Annotated in this window: 12 protein-coding genes; 8 read left to right on the forward strand and 4 right to left on the reverse strand. The window is 71.5% G+C overall.

What is annotated here, in order from left to right; genetic code table 11:
• Positions 1–17: 17 nt before the first annotated feature.
• Positions 18–749, reverse strand: a complete 732-nt coding sequence (locus tag IF09_RS0115955; protein ID WP_037634910.1) for a TetR-like C-terminal domain-containing protein — start codon at positions 747–749, stop codon at positions 18–20.
• Between IF09_RS0115955 and IF09_RS0115960 the strand changes: the two genes are divergently transcribed.
• The 6 genes from IF09_RS0115960 to IF09_RS0115985 all read left to right on the forward strand — a co-directional run bounded on the left by IF09_RS0115960 (position 748) and on the right by IF09_RS0115985 (position 9,028).
• Positions 748–933 carry a hypothetical protein gene (locus tag IF09_RS0115960; RefSeq protein WP_030296153.1) on the forward strand — a complete coding sequence of 62 codons (186 nt, stop codon included), beginning with the start codon at positions 748–750 and terminating at the stop codon, positions 931–933. The two genes, IF09_RS0115955 and IF09_RS0115960, sit on opposite strands and share 2 nt — an antisense overlap.
• A gap of 725 nt (positions 934–1,658) precedes the next feature.
• Positions 1,659–3,107 carry an argininosuccinate synthase gene (gene argG / locus IF09_RS0115965; RefSeq protein WP_030296155.1) on the forward strand — a complete coding sequence of 483 codons (1,449 nt, stop codon included), beginning with the start codon at positions 1,659–1,661 and terminating at the stop codon, positions 3,105–3,107.
• 141 nt (positions 3,108–3,248) lie between these two features.
• Positions 3,249–4,424, forward strand: a complete 1,176-nt coding sequence (locus IF09_RS0115970) for an epoxide hydrolase family protein (protein WP_030296157.1) — start codon at positions 3,249–3,251, stop codon at positions 4,422–4,424.
• 98 nt (positions 4,425–4,522) lie between these two features.
• Positions 4,523–4,867, forward strand: a complete 345-nt coding sequence (locus IF09_RS0115975; protein WP_030296158.1) for a hypothetical protein — start codon at positions 4,523–4,525, stop codon at positions 4,865–4,867.
• A gap of 4 nt (positions 4,868–4,871) precedes the next feature.
• Positions 4,872–7,601: a substrate-binding domain-containing protein gene (locus tag IF09_RS0115980; RefSeq protein ID WP_030296160.1), complete on the forward strand. Its 2,730-nt coding sequence runs from the start codon at positions 4,872–4,874 to the stop codon at positions 7,599–7,601.
• Positions 7,598–9,028 (forward strand): extracellular solute-binding protein, encoded by a 1,431-nt coding sequence (locus IF09_RS0115985; protein ID WP_037634913.1) that lies wholly within the window; start codon positions 7,598–7,600, stop codon positions 9,026–9,028. Before IF09_RS0115980 ends, IF09_RS0115985 begins: the two co-directional genes overlap by 4 nt.
• Before the next feature lie 10 nt (positions 9,029–9,038).
• Here the strand turns inward: IF09_RS0115985 and IF09_RS0115990 are convergent, their stop codons facing one another.
• Entirely contained in the window at positions 9,039–9,998 is a 960-nt protein-coding gene (locus tag IF09_RS0115990) for a helix-turn-helix domain-containing protein (RefSeq protein ID WP_037634915.1), read from the reverse strand.
• Between the two features lie 127 nt (positions 9,999–10,125).
• On the opposite strand from IF09_RS0115990, the gene IF09_RS0115995 reads away from it, so the two are divergent.
• Positions 10,126–11,172 (forward strand): saccharopine dehydrogenase family protein, encoded by a 1,047-nt coding sequence (locus IF09_RS0115995; RefSeq protein ID WP_030296165.1) that lies wholly within the window; start codon positions 10,126–10,128, stop codon positions 11,170–11,172.
• A gap of 93 nt (positions 11,173–11,265) precedes the next feature.
• Here IF09_RS0115995 and IF09_RS0116000 read toward each other — a convergent pair whose 3' ends face one another.
• Together IF09_RS0116000 and IF09_RS0116005 are read right to left on the reverse strand one after the other, a co-directional pair.
• Positions 11,266–12,651: a hypothetical protein gene (locus tag IF09_RS0116000; protein WP_030296166.1), complete on the reverse strand. Its 1,386-nt coding sequence runs from the start codon at positions 12,649–12,651 to the stop codon at positions 11,266–11,268.
• A gap of 39 nt (positions 12,652–12,690) precedes the next feature.
• Positions 12,691–14,397 (reverse strand): thiamine pyrophosphate-binding protein, encoded by a 1,707-nt coding sequence (locus tag IF09_RS0116005; RefSeq protein ID WP_030296168.1) that lies wholly within the window; start codon positions 14,395–14,397, stop codon positions 12,691–12,693.
• Between the two features lie 295 nt (positions 14,398–14,692).
• Between IF09_RS0116005 and IF09_RS0116010 the strand changes: the two genes are divergently transcribed.
• Entirely contained in the window at positions 14,693–17,557 is a 2,865-nt protein-coding gene (locus tag IF09_RS0116010; RefSeq protein WP_030296169.1) for a peroxidase family protein, read from the forward strand.
• Positions 17,558–17,567 lie beyond the last annotated feature (10 nt).

Below are 17,567 nucleotides of genomic sequence, written 5' to 3' on the forward strand. Positions count from 1 at the left end.
GCACGCGGGCAGAGGGGCTAGCCGGTGGTCCTGTTCTCCTCCAGGGGCACCGTCAGGCCGATGCCCTCGGCCGCCACGGCGATGGCGAAGTCGAAGTACGCGGCCTCGTCCCGCACGCTGTCGTGGGTACGGCTGAAGACCTGGAACACCAGCAGCCCGATCAGATTGCTCCACAGCACGATGCCGCGCTCGATGAGGTCCGAGAACGGGGCCCCGGGCACACCGCCGAAGAGCTCCACGGCCTCCGGCCGGAGCAGGGGCGGCCCCGGCACCGTCCGCCGCGGCGGGGTGAGTTCGCCGGCCGCGAGCGCCGAACGTACGATGCCGGCCAGCACGGCGGGGGTGCGCGAGGCGGCCGGGACGGTGTCCTGCGGGGCGTGGTAGCCCGGGACGGGGGAGCCGTAGATCAGCGTGAACTCGGCGGGGTGGTCGAAGGACCACTGCCGCAGTGCGCGGGTCACCGCGAGGAGCCGCGCGCCGGCCGTCGCACCGGCGGCGCCGGCGGCCCGTTCGGCCTGCTCCATCGCGGCGGCGGAGTCGTTGTAGGCGTCGGTGATCAGTGCGGTCAGCAGGTCGTCCCGGTGCGGGAAGACGCCCGCCACTTCGCCGACGGCAAGACCGCCGGCCTCGGCAACGGCGTCCAGCGACAGTCCTGAGGCGCCCATTTTCACCAGCAGTTGGCGTGCGGTGGCCTTGATGACCGCCGACTGCGGGGAGTTCTCATCGGTAGCGCTGGGGGAAAGATCCATGGCCAAACCGTACCTGTCGGCCACCACGCCACTGCTCCAGGCGGGACAGGTCGGGTGCGCGGGCGCGCGGGAGTTCGGGGACCGTCTCGCCGATCGCGTCCAGCCGGCCGGGGGCGAGGCGAAAGGCCAACTCCCCGGGATTCTCCGCAAGATGGGCGCGGTGGCGCATGCCGGGAGGGGATGACGGTGTCCGGCGCGGCCGGCATCCAGGCGATCGCCGGCTGCGCCGGAGTGCAGTCCGTGCCCGTGGCGAGAGCCTGCAGGAGGTGCACGAGACGCAGGTTGGCGGCGACGGCCGCCCGAGCGCGGCGCGAGCGGTACGCCGTGCTCCGCTGCCCAGCGGACCGCCGCCCGTACGTCGCCCGCCGTCGCGCAGGCCACGATGCCGGCCGGCAGCACATGGGCGTACCGCAGGTTGTCCGGCGCCGCCAGCAGGCCGAAGCCGTCACTGCGCGGCTGGTACAGACCGGCGGCCGGGCTGAGGCTGCGGCGCAGCTGCTGCCAGGCCACCGCCTCCGTCGGTGCTCCGCCGGCGACCCGGCCCGGCCGGCGCAGCGAGGGCGTGACGGCAGCCGCTGCGGCACCGTTCCCGCCGGTCAGGCCGCCGGCCAGGGTGCCCGCCGCGCACACCGCAGCCCCGGCTCCCCACCGCAGAACGTCCCGGCGTCCCGCCATCATGCAGTTCCTCTCCTCGTACGGGAGCAGCGTGCGGCCGCCGTCCGGGCTCCGCGCTGCTCGCGATGTCGCGGCGATCATGTTCCCGGCCCGCCCGCCGCACGGCCTGCGCCGCTCCGTCGGAGCGGGAGCGCACCCGCAGGGAGGATCCGGCTTCCGGGCCGGATGGCGGATGGGAGGGCGGAGAGACAGAGCGTGTTTGCATAGACATGCGTTTAAGTGCATACTCTTCCCATGTCTAAGGTTCTCACCTCCCTGCCCACCGGCGAGCGCGTCGGCATCGCCTTCTCGGGCGGCCTCGACACCTCCGTCGCGGTCGCGTGGATGCGCGACAAGGGTGCCGTCCCGTGCACCTACACCGCCGACATCGGCCAGTACGACGAGCCCGACATCGCGTCGGTGCCCGGCCGTGCGAAGACCTACGGTGCAGAGATCGCGCGCCTGGTCGACTGCCGGGCGGCGCTGGTCGAGGAGGGCCTGGCCGCACTCGCCTGCGGCGCGTTCCACATCCGCTCGGGCGGGCGTGCGTACTTCAACACCACGCCGCTCGGCCGCGCCGTCACCGGCACCCTGCTGGTCCGGGCGATGCTCGAGGACGACGTCCAGATCTGGGGCGACGGCTCGACGTTCAAGGGCAACGACATCGAGCGGTTCTACCGCTACGGCCTGCTCGCCAACCCGCACCTGCGCATCTACAAGCCGTGGCTCGACGCCGACTTCGTCACCGAGCTCGGTGGCCGCAAGGAGATGTCGGAGTGGCTGGTCACCCACGGGCTGCCGTACCGCGACAGCACCGAGAAGGCGTACTCGACCGACGCCAACATCTGGGGCGCCACCCACGAGGCCAAGACGCTGGAGCACCTCGACACCGGTGTGGAGACCGTGCAGCCGATCATGGGCGTACGGTTCTGGGACCCGTCGGTCGAGATCGCCGCCGAGGACGTGACGATCGGCTTCGACCAGGGCCGCCCGGTGACGATCAACGGCAAGGAGTTCCACTCCCCGGTCGACCTGGTGATGGAGGCCAACGCCATCGGCGGCCGCCACGGCATGGGCATGTCGGACCAGATCGAGAACCGGATCATCGAGGCGAAGAGCCGCGGCATCTACGAGGCGCCCGGCATGGCGCTGCTGCACGCTGCGTACGAGCGCCTCGTCAACGCGATCCACAACGAGGACACCCTCGCCCACTACCACAACGAGGGACGGCGCCTCGGTCGGCTGATGTACGAGGGCCGCTGGCTGGACCCGCAGGCCCTGATGGTCCGCGAGTCGCTGCAGCGCTGGGTCGGCTCGGCGGTCACCGGCGAGGTGACGCTGCGGCTGCGGCGCGGTGAGGACTACTCGATCCTGAACACCACCGGCCCGGCCTTCAGCTACCACCCGGACAAGCTGTCCATGGAGCGGACCGAGGACTCGGCGTTCGGCCCGGTGGACCGCATCGGCCAGCTCACCATGCGCAACCTGGACATCGCCGACTCGCGCGCCCGGCTGGAGCAGTACGCCGGCCTCGGCATCGTCGGCACCGCCCACCCCGAGCTGGTCGGCGCCGCGCAGGCGGCGGCGACCGGGCTGATCGGGGCCATGCCCGAGGGCGGCGCCGAGGCCATCGCCTCCCGCGGAGAGGTCTCCGCCGAGGACGAGCTGCTGGACCGCGCCGCGATGGAGTCCGGCACCGACTGACCGGCTGACCGGCTGACCGGCTGACCGGCTTCGGCTGGCCGGCTGGCCAGCTGACCGTATGGCCGGCTGTGCCGGACGAGCCGCCCCCGACGCCGCGTCGGGGGCGGCTCGTCCGGCGTGGGTCCGCTTAGGATGCGTCCCATGCCGGACGTCTCTCCCCGCCCCGAGCCGTTCACTCCGAAGACCGCCCCCGCGGCGCTCGAGGACCTCCGCGCACGCCTGCGCGCGACGCGCTGGCCGGACCTGCCCGAGGACGCAGGCTGGTCGCTCGGGACCGACCTCGGCTACCTGCGCGAGCTCGTCGCCTACTGGGTGGACGGCTTCGACTGGCCGGCGCAGGAGGCGGAGCTGGCCCGCTTCCCCCGCTTCCGCGTCCCCCTCGGCGATCTCGGGATCCACTTCGTGCACGTCCGGGCCACCGCTCAGGCCGGGCCCGTGCTGCCGCTCGTACTCAGCCACGGCTGGCCGGACTCGTTCTGGCGCTACGCGAAGGTGATCCCGCTCCTCACCGACCCCGGCGCCCACGGCGCCGATCCCGCCGACGCGTTCGACGTGGTCGTGCCGGACATGCCGGGCTTCGGGTACTCCGACCGCCCCGCCGGCCCGCCCCTCGACTACACCGCCGTCGCCGGCCTGTGGGCCGAGCTCATGGCGGTCCTCGGCTACCCGCGATTCGGCGCGGCGGGCGGGGACATGGGCAGCCACGTGAGCCGCTGCCTCGGGCTCGACCACCCCGACCGGGTCGTGGCCGTCCACCGCACCGACGCGGGCCTGCCCCTGTTCACCGGCGACCCGGCGGACCTCGCGCCCGAGGAGCGCGCCTGGCTCGAGGACGCCGCGGCCTGGGGCGCGACCGAGGGCGCGTACGCCGCCCTGCAGCGTACGAAGCCCCACACCGCCGCCTTCGGGCTCACGGACTCGCCGGCCGGGCTCGCCGCATGGATCGTCGAGAAGCTCCGGGCGTGGAGCGACTGCGACGGTGACGTCGAGCGGAGCTTCACGAAGGACGAGATCCTCACGAACGTCACGCTCTACTGGCTGACGGGGACGATCGGCTCGTCGATGCGCATGTACCGCGCGAACGCCGCGGTCCCGCCCGAGCAGCACGCCCGCCGGGTCGAGGTGCCCTCCGGCTTCTCGGTCTTCGGCGGCGACGTGGTCCGCCCGCCCCGGGCGTGGCTGGATCGCACGGCGAACGTCGTGTACGCGACCGAGCCCCCGCGCGGCGGCCATTTCGCACCGTTCGAGGAGCCCGAGCTCTACGCGGCGGAACTGCGCGAGTTCTTCCGCCCTTACCGGCCGGCGGCGGCCGGCTGAAGCCGTCGGCACCGGGGCGTGACCCCGTTCGTGACCAAAGGGTGCCCCTCTGTACAACGCACATGTCATGATGCTGAGTTGTGGCTGAGGGGGAGGCTATGGCGAATACGGCTATCCGCGTGCGCCTGACGCAGGGCGCGAGCGAGAGCGACATCGCGGCGCTGAAGGCGTGGCTCGAGCGGGAGCGGAAGCTCGAAGCCCGCAGGGACAGCGGCGAGCTGGAGATCCACGAGCGGGCGGGGACGGAGGACGGGTCCACCAGCCCGATGGGGGCCGGGATGGAGATCGTGCTGGTGCTGATCGGAGCAGCCGCCAACACGTTGTTCGACGAAGTGCTGGAGCAGGTGAAGAGCGGGGTCCGTGCATGGCGGGAGAACCGCCGTTCCGTCGAACGCGGTGAACCCCCGGAGGTCGAGGTCGCGCCGGAGAGCGACGGGAGATAGCCCGGTGGCGCGCTTCGACCCGCGTGGGAAAGCGAACCGGGCGCTGCTCGTCGGAGTCCCCGAATACGACTTCAAGCAGCCCGAGCACCCCTTCGGAGTGTCGGGCGACCTCGGCGCGGTCGGCCAGAACCTCGCCGCACTGGAGCGGGCCCTGCGCGGGGGTGGCGTGTTCGCCGAGGACGGGATCACCGTCACCCGGCCGGGCACCGTGGACGAGTTCGACCGGCAGTTGGACACCGCGGTGGAGGAGGCCGAAGGGCTGCTCCTGCTCTACTTCTCCGGCCACGGCGCCGTGCCCAGTACGGGGGACGAGCTCTGGCTGCTGATGCGGCGGGCGACGATCGTCCCGGGCGACGAGTCCGTGTTCCGCGGCGCCGTGCCCTGGAAGAGCGTCCTCACCGTGCTGTCCCGCGCCCGGGCGGAGCAGGTGGTCGTCATCCTCGACTGCTGCTACGCGGGCAACGCCTCGGCGGCATGGAACGCGCTGGGTACCGCCCAGCGTCAGCGGACCTCGCTGCTGATGAGCGTCCAGGCCAACAACCGCATCGACGCGGGTGACGGTGACTCGCCCACGCCGTACACCGCCCAGCTCGTGCACTTGCTCCGCGAGGGCCTTGGCGGGCAGGGCGGCGAAGTCGCCTTCGCCGAACTGGCCCAGAAGCTGTGGGCCCACATGTCCGAGCACCACACGACGCTGCGCGGGCCCGCCGAGCCGTGGGAGCCGCAGAGCCACGCGGCCACCTCGGGCGCCGACGTACTGCTCGCAGCACCTCCCGCCCCCTCGCAGGACGTGCCGTCCTCGCCGGAACTCGACTCCGCCGCGGGCGGGTCCGGCAACCGGCCGTCCACGCCGCTGTCGCCGGGCCCCGGCCCCCGCCCTGCCCGAAGACCAGGAGGCCTGGGCAGGCCGGGCTGGCCGGGCTGGCTGGGCGGGCTCCGACCCCTCACCGGCCGGAGGCTCGCGATCGCCATCGGCGTGTCCGCGGCGATCGCCGGACTCGTCGCCACCGGCATCGCCGCGCTCGACGGAGGGGACGGCGCCCCCTGCAAGCCGCCGCTCGAACTCAGGCTGCTCACCGACCCCGAACTGGAACCCACCGTCCGCAAGGCCGCGGAGGCGTACCTGACGTCGGCTGAGAACACGTCGGAAGGCGGGTGCAGGCGCACGGGCATCACCGTCTACAGCGCCGGAGCCGCCGCGGCCGTCGCCGCGTTCGGCCGGCAGTCCGATCCCTGGCAGCGGCCCGTGACCGACGAAACCAACCCGCAGCGCGACATCGGCCCGCAGCCGGACATCTGGATCCCGGGCTCGTCCTCGAGCGTCGACCGGGCCCGTACCGCGTCCAGCGAGCGGACCTACGTCGCGCTGGAGGCAGATCCCGAGCCCTTCGCGTACTCGCCGGTCGTGCTCGCCGTACCGCAGGACCTGGCGGAGGAGGCGGTCGCCGCCCGGGTCGGTGGTCTCGCAGCCTTGACGGAGGCGCTCAAGAAGCGCGAGCCGAAGTCCGAACTACGGCGTACGGACCCGGAGAACAGTGATTCCGGCCTGCTCGCGACCGTCGGCCTGTACGGCGCGGGCGCGCAGGATCCGGCCGCCGCCGAACACAGCGTGGGCCAGCCGGGACCGCCGTCGCGCACCGGCGGGGAACTCTTGTGCACCCTGCCCGGCGACCACACCGCGGACAAGCGCACCACCGCGCTGGTGCCGGAGTTCCTGCTCAGAACCGGAGTGGGCTGCGACAGCAGGACCCGTGTCCGCCGGATGGCCGAGTACCCCACCGACGTCCCGGGCCTCACCCCGACGTTCGTACGAGTGCGCTGGCTGGGACCCGAACGGGACAAAGTCGCACGGGACAACGCCGCGGAGCGGTTCCGCGCGTGGCTGACCGGCAAGGGAGCATCCGCGAAGGACGGAGCGAACACCGCCGCTCCCGCGGTCCGAGGCGGACTCGCCGTATTCGGGAACGACGGCTTCCGCAGTGCATCGGGCCCTCACAGGCCCCTCGGCAACGGCAGCGCACCGTCCGCCGACAAGGGCGTCGTGTTCAGCAACTTCGGGGCCCTGGACGACCCCGGCCCGCTCACCGGCCCCGCCCTCCCACCCGCGATGACCGCGGCGCTGAAGGGCTATCGGGAGGCCAACGGTCCGGGCCGGGTGCTCTTCCTGCTCGACTCGTCCGGGTCCATGGGGAGCCTCTGGCAGGGGCCCGGCGGCGCCCCCGGCATCATCTCCCAGTCCCTCGCCGGGCTCGGCCAGCTGGACGAGTACGGGGTCTGGGCGGTGGCCACCGAGCCGGGCAGCTCCCGCGCGTACAGCGAAGTGCTGTCGTTCGGCAGGCACTCGCGCGAGGAGGCGAAGAAGACCATCACCGCCAACGCCCAGGTCAAGGACCTCGAAGCCGATCCCGACAAGGCGCTGATCGCGGCCCTGGACTTCATGAGGCAGCGCGGTACCGACGGCCGCGGTCCGCAGCTGATCGTCTACCTGACGGATGACGAGGACAACAACCGGCTGAACGAGGGCGGCCGGCTCGACGCTCTGCTCCTGTCCGTGCGGACGGGGAAGAGGGTCCCGGTGGTCATGGCCTCCCTGGACAGCGGAGGCTGTGACAAGGACAAACCGGACGCGCTCGTCTCCGAGACGAGCGGCGGCCGCTGCCTGGACACCAAGAGCGATCTCGTCGCGCGGCTGCGGGACGAGGTCGCGAGGACCGGAACGGGGGATCAGGGATGAGGCTCGGGCCCGCAGGGCGCGCCGCGTCCGCACTGCTCCTCGCCGTGCTGCTCACCGCAGGATGCGACGCCGGCGGAGGCGAGGCAGCCGGCGGCGGGCAGGGCGGCGCCGCAGGCGCGGCCGACCAGCCGGGCGACATCGTGCTGGCCAGCGGCCGGGACGTGACCGGCAAGGGCGGCATCCGCCAGCAGCTGATCGATGCGTGGAACGCGCAGCAGGAGGGCAAGGGCTCCGGCCACCGGGCCCGCCTCGTCGAGCTGCCCGGCTCGGCGGACCAGCAGCGCAGCCAGCTGCTCGGCGCGCTGCAGTCCGGCAGCGCCGAGTACGACGTGGTCAACCTCGATGTGACCTGGGTGCCCGAGTTCGCCGCCGCGGGCCTCGTCCAGCAGCTCCCCGGCAAGCTGGTCGACTCCGACGTCGTCAAGTCCGTCGCCGCCACCGCCGGCTGGGGGGACAAGCTCTACGCGGTCCCCTTCAACAGCGACGTCGGGCTGCTGTTCTACCGCCGTGACTACCTGCAGAGCGCGGGCGTCAAGGAGACCGACCTGAGCAAGGGCACCGGCGGCGGCTGGCCCGTCGTCCAGCAGCTGATCCGCGCCCTCGACGCGGCGCGCAAGAGTCTGCCCGAGGCCTACGAGAAGGGCTGGACCTCGCAGCTCGACGCGTCGTACGAAGGGCTCACCGTCAACGGCATCGAGGCCTTCGCCTCCGCTTCGGCCTCCGACGGCTTCACCCTCACGGACAAGGAGGGCCGCTACGCCGGTTCCGTGGACGACCTGAAGGCGGGGCTGGACGAGCTGGGCAACCGCACCGAGGCGGCCTACACCCTGGCCTCCGCCGCCCAGTCCGACGAGGCGGACACGCTCACCGACTTCGCGGCGGGCCGTACCGGCTTCCTGCGCCACTGGCCGTACGCCTACCGCACGCTCCACCAGTCCCTGTCCGAAGAGAAGCTCGGCGTGGCCCCGCTGCCCGGCCGGGCGGTGCTGGGCGGCCAGAACCTGGCCGTGGCCACGGGGTCGCCGCGGAGCAACGCGGCCCGGGAGCTCATCGAGTTCCTCACCAGCAGGGAGAGCGAACGCTGCCTGCTCGACGCGGGGTTCGCGGCCACCCGGATCTCCGCGTACGTGGACGACAAACTGAAGTGCGAGGCAGCGAAGCCACCAGGCCAGGCCACCGCGGCTCCGTCGAGTGAGCGCACCGACCACATGCCACGGGACGCGTACGGCCGTCCCGGTTACGCGCGCGGCACCCTGCTGCCGGCACTGGAGAACGCCGTCCAGCGGCCGCGCACCCCGCTCTACGGCGCCTTCAGCCAGACGTTCACCGCCCAACTGGCCCGGCTCCAGGGTGACAAGCCGCCCTCCGACGAAGAACTCGCCAAAGCCCTGCACGAACAACTGAAGAAGGCCCTGCCCCGGGGATGACCGCGGGCGGTCAGCCGAGGCGGTCCGGACGAGCACTGCGGAAGGTGCGTCGGTAGGTGTCCGGTGGCACGCCGACCGTGCGGTTGAAGTGGCGCCGCAGGGTGGCGTCCGTACCCATGCCGGTGGCCGCGGCGATCGAGCCGATGGTGTCGTCGGTGGTTTCGAGGAGTTCCTGGGCGCGGTGGATGCGTTGCGTCAGCAGCCAGCGCAACGGAGTGGTGCCGGCGATGTCCGTGAAGACGCGGGCCAGGTGGCGTGAGCTCATGTTCGCCCGGCGCGCCAGGTCCTCCACGGTGAGCGGCTGGTCGAGGCGCTCCATCGCCCACGCCAGCAGCGCGCCGAGGGGGTGGTCGGGGCGCTCGGGCAGCGGGGTGGCGACGAACTGGGCCTGACCCCCGGCCCGATGGGGTGGTACGACGAGGCGGCGCGCCACCTCGTTGGCGACGGCCGAGCCGTGGTCGAGGCGGACCAGATGCAGACACAGGTCCATCGCGGCGGCCTTGCCGGCCGAGGTCAGCACGGTGCCGTGGTCCACGTAGAGCACGTCCGGATCGACGTCCACCTGGGGATGTCTCTCGGCCAGCGCGGCGGCGTGCAGCCAGTGCGTGGTCGCGCGGCGCCCGTCCAGCAGACCCGCGGCGGCCAGTACGAACGCGCCCGTGCACAGGGAGGCGACCCGGGCGCCCGCATCGTGTGCCGCGCGCACGGCATCGACGAGTTCGGCGGGCGGGTCCGCGTCCGGATCGGCGCACGCCGGGACGATCACGGTGTCCGCATGGACGAGCTGGTCGAGTCCCGCGTCGGGCTCGAGCCGGAAGCGGTCGCCGACGGGCACGGTGCCCGGGGCGCACACGCTGAACTCGTACCAGGGATCGACGAGATCCGACCGGTTGACGCCGAAGACGTCGCAGGCGGCGGCGAGTTCGAAGTGCGGTACCCCGGGTGTGACGGCCAGCGCGACAAGGCTCATGTCCGAAAGTGTACGGGCCATGTCGTTGCTGCCACTCCCGGCCGCAGGCCACCGGCGGCACCATGGCATCCGTTGATCATTCGCGCACGAGCCCGAGAAGCGCGAGCGCACAAGACGGGGGAACCACATGGGAACGAGTCGAGCGGCCGCGGTAACGGTGTTCGGCGCCTACGGGCACACCGGACGCTTCGTCGTGTCCGAACTGCTGGAGCGGGGGCTGGTCCCGATCCTTTCAGGCCGTGACCCCGGCAAGCTGCGGGCGCTGGCCGACGACTTTCCCGGACTCGACGTCCGGCCGGCCGCGGCCGGCGATCCGGCTTCGCTCGACCGCGCACTGGCCGGCGCGGCAGCCGTGATCAACTGCGCCGGTCCGTTCGCCGTGACGGCCGCCCCGGTCATCGAGGCGGCGCTGCGCGAGCGGATCGCCTACCTGGACGTCGCGGGGGAGGTCGAGGCCGTCGCCGATACGTTCACGCACTTCGCGGACCGGGCCCGCGACGCCGGCATCGTGGTCGTTCCGGCGATGGCGTTCTACGGGGGGCTCGGCGACCTGCTCGCCACCGCCGCCCTGGGCACCGCCCCGGAAGCCGACGAGGTGCACCTCGCGTTCGCCCTGAGCAGTTGGCGGCCCACAGCCGGGACGCGCGGGTCCGGCCAGGTCTCCCGGAGCCGGCGCGAAGGCCGGCGGCTCGTCTACGCGAAGGGCCGTCTGGAGCTGCGTACCGACGAGGCGCCCACGGGCCGGTGGGCGTTTCCCGCTCCGGTCGGGGACCGGCCCGTGATCGGCGAGTTCACCACCACCGACAGCGTGACCATCGCACACCACCTGTCCGCGCCGGACATCCACACCTTTATGACGCTCGAGGCCGTCAAGGACGTCCTGGCCGCGGACGCGGAACCCCCGGAGCCGGTCGACGAGCGGGGGCGCTCGGCACAGACCTTCCTCGTCGAGGTCGTCGTCCGCGCGGGCGGCACCCGGCGCCGTGCCGTCGCCCGCGGACAGGACATCTACGCCGTCAGCGCGCCTCTCGTCGTGGAGGCGGTCAGTCGAATCCTCGCGGGACAGGCCGGGAAGACCGGGGTGGTCGCGCCCGGCGAGATCTTCGACGCGCACGCGTTCCTGCGCTCGCTGGCCCCGCACCACCTCTCGTACGAGCGCGGTGCGGCCTACTGACCGTCGGTCAGCCGGAGTCCTGGTGCCATGACTTGTTTGCATCAGGGGCCAGCCAGTCGTCGGACCCGCCTGCGCGGCCGTCCTGCCAAGTGCTCAGCCGTGCCATTGGCGGTCGTGCAGCCGGTGGGCCTCGGTCAGGCCGTCGCGGAAGAACCGCTCGTAGTAGGCGGTCTCGACGTGGTGGGCCTGCAGCCAGACTCCAGGGACGTGGATCGTGTCGCAGTGCGCGGGGAACCGTCCGTGGGTCTCGTAGATGTACGTGCAGATGTCGCGCGTGCAGGCGACGACGTCGGCCGAGTAGTTGCTGGCCTCGCGCAGGTACCGGACACCGAACTCGCCCCGGTAGATGCGCTCGAACAAGCCCTCGTCGGTGTAGATGCCCTGCGGCCCGAACTTGTCCGCCACGACGGCGTCGACGGCGTCGTTCATCGTGGCGTAGTTCGGCGGGCACATCGCCTTGATCAGGTGCTCCCCGTCGTGGCGCAGGCCGACGGTGGTCGCCCGCAGCGCGGAATGGCGCGGCAGCGGCACCTGCCAGCGCAGGAGGTCGGCCGGCCGCCACCGGGGCGTGGTCCAGTCGAAGCCGAGCATCGGACCGTACGTGGGACGGAACTTGGGGTCGCCCAGCATGATCGGCGGGGCGAGCGAGGCGTGGATCCATGCCCCGAGCCCCATGGCGTCGGCGGTGAGCATGAGGTTCTGCAGCAGCAGGTCGGCCTCGATCTGCGTGCGCATCGCCCAGATCGCGCCCAGCGGGAGTTTGATGTCCTTGTTCAGGAACCCCGACTTGACCCACTTGGCCACGCCCGCCGAGCGGTAGAGGTTCCGGTCGTCGACGATGGCCGGCCGTGCGCCCTCGGGCTGCGTGAGCAGGTACATCATGCCGTTGATGTACTGCCGCGACAGGTCCACCACCGGGAACAGGATGGTGGTGCCCGGGAGGTTCGAGAGGAACCGGTTGGAGTCGAGGTAGGCGGGGAAGTCGCGCTTCCCGTCCGGTACGTCGATGCGGTGGTCCAGCAGCTGCACCTTCGCCTGGGCGGCGCGCGAGCACAGGGTCTCCGCGTCGAAGGTGGCCGGTGAGCCGTCGGCGGGGGGAGGCAGCTTGCGCAGGAAGTAGGTGCCGGTGTCGTTGATCAGGAAGAAGTGGGTGCCCTGGGCGTTGTCGGGGCTGCCCGCGGTCCGTCCGGCCATGTTGAGGTTCGGCTTGGCCATGATCGGTTTGCGGTCGCGGGGATCGGCGAAGGGGCGGTCCGGCATGGTGAGGCCGGTGCACCCCGTCATGGAGATGAGAATTGCCTCCTCGAGCTCCGTCAGCGGTGCGCGTGCCTCGGTGGAGGACCAGCTCATCGAGCCGGCTTCGACGGAGCTTCCGCGGCTGACGCGGTGGGTGCGGCGGCGCCAGATCGATGTGATCAGCGGGCGGTTCAAGAGGGCGTCGAGCCCGGTGTGGCGGTGCGTGTTCGTCAGGTCTGTCATGCTCCTGCCCCTTTCGGTGGCAGCCGAGCCGGCCGGCGGTCAGTCGCGCAGACGTGCTTCGATGGTCTCGACGAGACCGGCGATGACGCCGTCCGGTGAGGGGCTGTAGTGCGGGACGGCCCACCGCGTGATCCTGGCGTCGATGACGGTGGGCCGGCCGGAGGTCAGCGCCGCACGGAACGCCTTCTCGAACTCCTCCAGCGTCTCGACGCGGTAGCCGTCGGCGCCGCACGCCTGCGCGTAGGCGGCGAAGTCCGGGTTCTGGAACTCGACCAGCCCCGTCTCCCCGTAGGTGGTGAGCTGGAAGAGTTTGATCAGCTTGAACTCCCGGTCGTCGAAGATGACCCAGATGACGGGGATCTCGTTCTCGACGGCCGTCATCAGCTCGAACCCGGACAGCGAGTAGCATCCGTCGCCGCAGCCGACGACGACCGTCCGCTCCGGGTGCGCGACCTTCAGGCCGATGGCGCCGTTGACATGGCCGGCCATCGGTCCGAACGAACCGGCCTTGCGGAAGTTCTGTCCCTCTTCGAGCTCCACGTAGTAGCCGAGCCAGGCCAGGTGCGCGCCCGCGTCGGCGAGCAGGACGGCTTGTGGCGGCAGCATCCGGCCGATCGCCTGGGCGAGCTCTCCGGGGTGGATGTGCCCCGTCAGGTGGGTGATGTGCCGGGCCTCGTAGTCCCGGCCGTCGACCTCGGCCCTCGGGACCTCGCCGACCTTCTTCTCCAGCGCCTCGACGAGCGCCGCCACCGCCAGGCGCGCGTCGGACAGCAGAGTGTGGTCGGGCCGGTAGGCCTTGTGGAACTCGGCCTCGGAGATGTTGACATGGATGAGCACCTTGTTGTCGAAGAGGTCCTCGCGGTAGTTGAACGTGGCGTGCTGGTTGAGCGAGTTGCCGATGCACAGCACGACGTCCGCCTCACGGAAGGCCTTCCACGCACTCGAGTGGCCGCTGTCGGCGAAGACGCCGACCGAGAGCGGATGCCCCTCGGACACGATGCCCTTGCCGTCCAGCGTGGTCAGCAGCGGAATCTGGAACCGCTCGATCAGCCGTTTGACCTCCGCTCCCGCTCCGCTGCGGACGGCGCCGAAGCCCACGAGGGCCACGATCCGTTTCCGCCCGGTGAGGGCGTCCGCCAGCACCGAGGCGATCTCCTCCACGAGGGCCGGATCGGGTACGACCGGCTTGACGTCGAGCCGGATGTGCCGGAAGTCCGTGACCTCGATGCCGTGCTCGGTGAGGTTCTCGGGTACGTGGATGTGGACCGGCCCCGGCCGCCCCTCGAACGCGGTGTTGACCGCCTCCTCGAGGACGTCGCATGTGTCGGCGGCATCCGTGAGCAGGAAGGACTTCTTCGTCGTCGCCGCGAACATGGCCCGGGAGTCGGGCGTGCGGTTCAGGCCCGAGGTCTCGTTGAGCGAGCCCCACCCCTGCCATTTCATCGAGGCGTAACCGGAGACGGCGAGGACCGGGTAGGAGTCGGACATCGCCACGGCCAGTCCGGAGAACAGGTTGAACGCACCGGGCCCGGCCGTCGCGAAACAGAAGCCCAGCCGGTTCGTGTACATCGCGTAGCCGCAGGCCATGAAGGACGCGGCCTGCTCGTGCCGCGTGATGACCGGCCGGATCTGCTGCGAATGCTTCAGCGCCAGCATCAGGCCGGCGGCGTTCTCGCCGGCCCCGCCGAATGCGGCCTGGACCCCGATGCCCTCCAGCCCCTTGACGATGGCCTCGTAGACTCTCATCGGCACTCCCTCAATCCGTGCCCTGCCGCATCGGGCGAGGACGACGATCCGATGGCGTGCTGTGCCGTCATCCTGCCTGCCAGTCTCCCCGGGCAGACCCGTTCGGGCTGACCGCACGGGTCCGTTCGGGTGAACGGGCCTGTGAGCAGGAACGCAGCACGGCGGTCGACCCGCGACCCCGATGTACCCGTCTGCATTGCTCCGCGCGACGTAGCCCCGCCCGTGGGTCAGAGTTGCTGCGTGTGACGAAGATGCCCGCAGCCACCGTCACGGGCAGCCGTTCGAAGGGGCACAGATGCACGACATCGGGCAGTACGAGCGCTACGTGGGCGGCGACCCCGAAGCGGAACGCATCGTCTTCGAGCGGCTCGCCCGTGAGCTCATGCGGGTCCAGCTCAAGGCCAGGAAGCGCAGCGGCGCGGCGGGCATCGAGCGGGCGTTCCACGCGAAGGCCGTCCTCGGCGTGGAGAACGCCCGGCTGGCGTTCGTCCGGGACCTGCCGCAGGACCTGCAAACCGGCTTCGCGAGACCTGCGGCCGAATACCCGGTGACCGTCCGGCTGTCCAATGCGAACGGCGCCCGCATGCCCGACCACGCCCCCGACCTGCGGGGAGCAGCACTGCGCATCGAGGTGGGGCCGGAGGAGGCCCACGACCTCCTCATGACGAGCTTCCCGGTCTCCCATGCGCGCAACGCACGCGAGTTCGTCGAATTCGCGAAGGCCATGGCAGGTGCCGATACGACGCTCCGCAAGGCATCCGCACTGTTCCTCACCCTGCCCCTCGCGGTCGGCTGGTCCACGGCGGCGCGCATGCGGCGCAACGTACGCGCCGGAACGAGCCGCACCGTACGCAGCCTTGCGCTGGAGACGTACTGGAGCCGCGGCGCCATCCTGTGGGGCGATCAGGGGCCCGTGCGCTACCAGTTGCGCCCCGCCGCGAACGCGTCCCCGGCCCCGGACCCCTCCCGTACCGACCCCGACCACCTGCACCACGAGCTGGCACAGCGCCTGAAGAAGGCGGACGTCGTCTTCGAGCTGTGCGTCCAGCGCTACGTGGACGCCCGTCGGACGCCCATCGAGGACGGTGCGGCCGAGTGGACGGAGGAGGATGCGCCCGTCGTCCCGGTCGCGACGCTGACGATCCCGCGCCAGGACATCGACAGCGCACAGGCGCGGGCCGCCGCGGTGCGGGTCGACCAGCTGGTCTTCAACCCGTGGAACACGACGGAGGAGTTCCGGCCCCTGGGCAACCTCAACCGTGCCCGCAAGGCGGCCTACGAAGCCAGCAGCGCCCACCGCCTGGGCCACCGCTTCGTCACCACCGAGCCGCACCGCAACGCAGTGCTGGGCGTGCCGCTCGACGCCGCATTCCAGGCCCTCAACCGGTTCGTACCCTGGCATCGGCTGCCCACCCGGCTCGGCCTGCTCAACCTCGTCACGCTGCGGCAGGCGCTGCGCCGGTACAACCTCATCGACACCGAGATCCACGAGGCTCCGCCCAAGGCCCAGCCGGTGCCGGCGCCCGTCGACGAGCAGATGCGGACCGCGCGCAGCTACGACGGCACCTACAACGACCTGTCCGCGCCGAAGATGGGGGCCGTCGGATCGCCCTTCGGCCGCAACCTCCCACCCGTCTACCGGCCCGACCTGTTCGACACCCCCAACCCGGTCACCGTCAGCAGGGAGCTGCTGCAGCGCGATGCGTTCATCCCCGCGCGGTCGCTGAACATCCTGGCCGCCGCGTGGATCCAGTTCCAGGTGCACGACTGGGTCAACCACAAGCGCTACCCGACCGGTACGAAGAGCGTCGAGGTGCCGCTCCCGCCCGGTGTCACCTGGAGCAACACCCCAGGCGGTCGGCCCGAAACCGTGATGCGCTTCGCCGAGAACGAGAGCCTGACCGCCGCAGACGGCGCAGCTCCGCCCATCCTGTTCGGCAACTCGGCCTCGCACTGGTGGGACGGCTCGGAGGTCTACGGCGGCACCAAGGACGCCGGAACGTCCCTGCGCGAGCCGGACGGCGGGGCCGGGCTGCGCCTGGAGGACGGGCACCTGCCGTTCAGCCCGAACGGCTTCCCCCTCACCGGCTTTGCGGAGAGCTGGTGGCTCGGCCTGAGCGCCATGCACACGCTGTTCGCCCGGGAGCACAACGCGGTGTGCGAGGCGCTGCGGCAGGAGTACCCGCGGCTGGACGAGGACCGTATCTACCACACGGCACGGCTCGTCGTCTCCGCTCTCATCGCCAAGATCCACACGGTCGAGTGGACCCCCGCGATCCTCGCCACCGAGGCGATCGACATCGGGCTGAAGACCAACTGGCAGGGACCGCCGAAGAACTGGCTCACACAGCTGGGGCTGTGGCTGTTCGAGGCGCACTCGCTGACCGGTATCCCGAAGACCCTGCCGGACCACCACGCCGCGCCGTACTCCCTCACCGAGGACTTCGTCACCGTCTACCGCATGCACCCCCTGCTGCCGGACGACTTCGAGATCGTGGACCACCGGCTCGGCCGGAGGCTCGACACCCTCGGGTTCAACGACCTGCAGGGCACCGCGGCGGAACCGCTCATCCGCAAGACCGGTCTGGCCAACTCGCTGTACTCACTCGGCATCGCCCATCCCGGCGCGATCACCCTGCACAACTACCCCCGCGCCCTCCAGGCGTTCGAGCGGGACGGCGAGGTGATCGACCTGTCCGTGGTCGACCTGGTGCGCACCCGGCGGCGCGGTGTGCCGCGGTACAACGACTTCCGGGCCGGACTCCACAAGCCGCGCTTGCGCCGCTTCGAGGACCTCTCCTGCGACCCGGACACGGTCGCGCGGCTGAAGGGGGTCTACCGTGACGTGGACCAGATCGACACCATGGTGGGGCTGTTCGCCGAGAATCCGCCCCAGGGCTTCGGCTTCAGCGACACGGCCTTCCGCATCTTCATCCTGATGGCCAGCCGGCGGCTGCAGAGCGACCGCTTCCTCACGGTCGACTTCCGGCCCGAGGTCTACACGCCGCTGGGCATGGACTGGATCGAACGCAACGGCATGACGAGCATCGTCCTACGGCACTGCCCCGAGCTGGCGGGCCTGCTGCCGCGGACGGCGAGCGCCTTCGCACCCTGGCGCCCGGCCCCGGTACGCGGCCCCTCCGACGGAGGCCGCGGCTGATCAGCGCATC

This window comes from Streptomyces katrae (assembly GCF_000717655.1).
In the GTDB taxonomy this organism is placed as follows: Bacteria; Actinomycetota; Actinomycetes; order Streptomycetales; family Streptomycetaceae; genus Streptomyces; species Streptomyces katrae_B.

Excerpts from the sequence above, each read along its gene's own strand:
- IF09_RS0115960 (WP_030296153.1), top strand. The coding sequence starts at position 748 with ATGGCCAAACCGTACCTGTCGGCCACCACGCCACTGCTCCAGGCGGGA.
- IF09_RS0115955 (WP_037634910.1), bottom strand. The coding sequence starts at position 749 with ATGGATCTTTCCCCCAGCGCTACCGATGAGAACTCCCCGCAGTCGGCG.
- argG (WP_030296155.1), top strand. The coding sequence starts at position 1,659 with ATGTCTAAGGTTCTCACCTCCCTGCCCACCGGCGAGCGCGTCGGCATC.
- IF09_RS0115970 (WP_030296157.1), top strand. The coding sequence starts at position 3,249 with ATGCCGGACGTCTCTCCCCGCCCCGAGCCGTTCACTCCGAAGACCGCC.
- IF09_RS0115975 (WP_030296158.1), top strand. The coding sequence starts at position 4,523 with ATGGCGAATACGGCTATCCGCGTGCGCCTGACGCAGGGCGCGAGCGAG.
- IF09_RS0115985 (WP_037634913.1), top strand. The coding sequence starts at position 7,598 with ATGAGGCTCGGGCCCGCAGGGCGCGCCGCGTCCGCACTGCTCCTCGCC.
- IF09_RS0115990 (WP_037634915.1), bottom strand. The coding sequence starts at position 9,998 with ATGAGCCTTGTCGCGCTGGCCGTCACACCCGGGGTACCGCACTTCGAA.
- IF09_RS0115995 (WP_030296165.1), top strand. The coding sequence starts at position 10,126 with ATGGGAACGAGTCGAGCGGCCGCGGTAACGGTGTTCGGCGCCTACGGG.
- IF09_RS0116000 (WP_030296166.1), bottom strand. The coding sequence starts at position 12,651 with ATGACAGACCTGACGAACACGCACCGCCACACCGGGCTCGACGCCCTC.
- IF09_RS0116005 (WP_030296168.1), bottom strand. The coding sequence starts at position 14,397 with ATGAGAGTCTACGAGGCCATCGTCAAGGGGCTGGAGGGCATCGGGGTC.
- IF09_RS0116010 (WP_030296169.1), top strand. The coding sequence starts at position 14,693 with ATGCACGACATCGGGCAGTACGAGCGCTACGTGGGCGGCGACCCCGAA.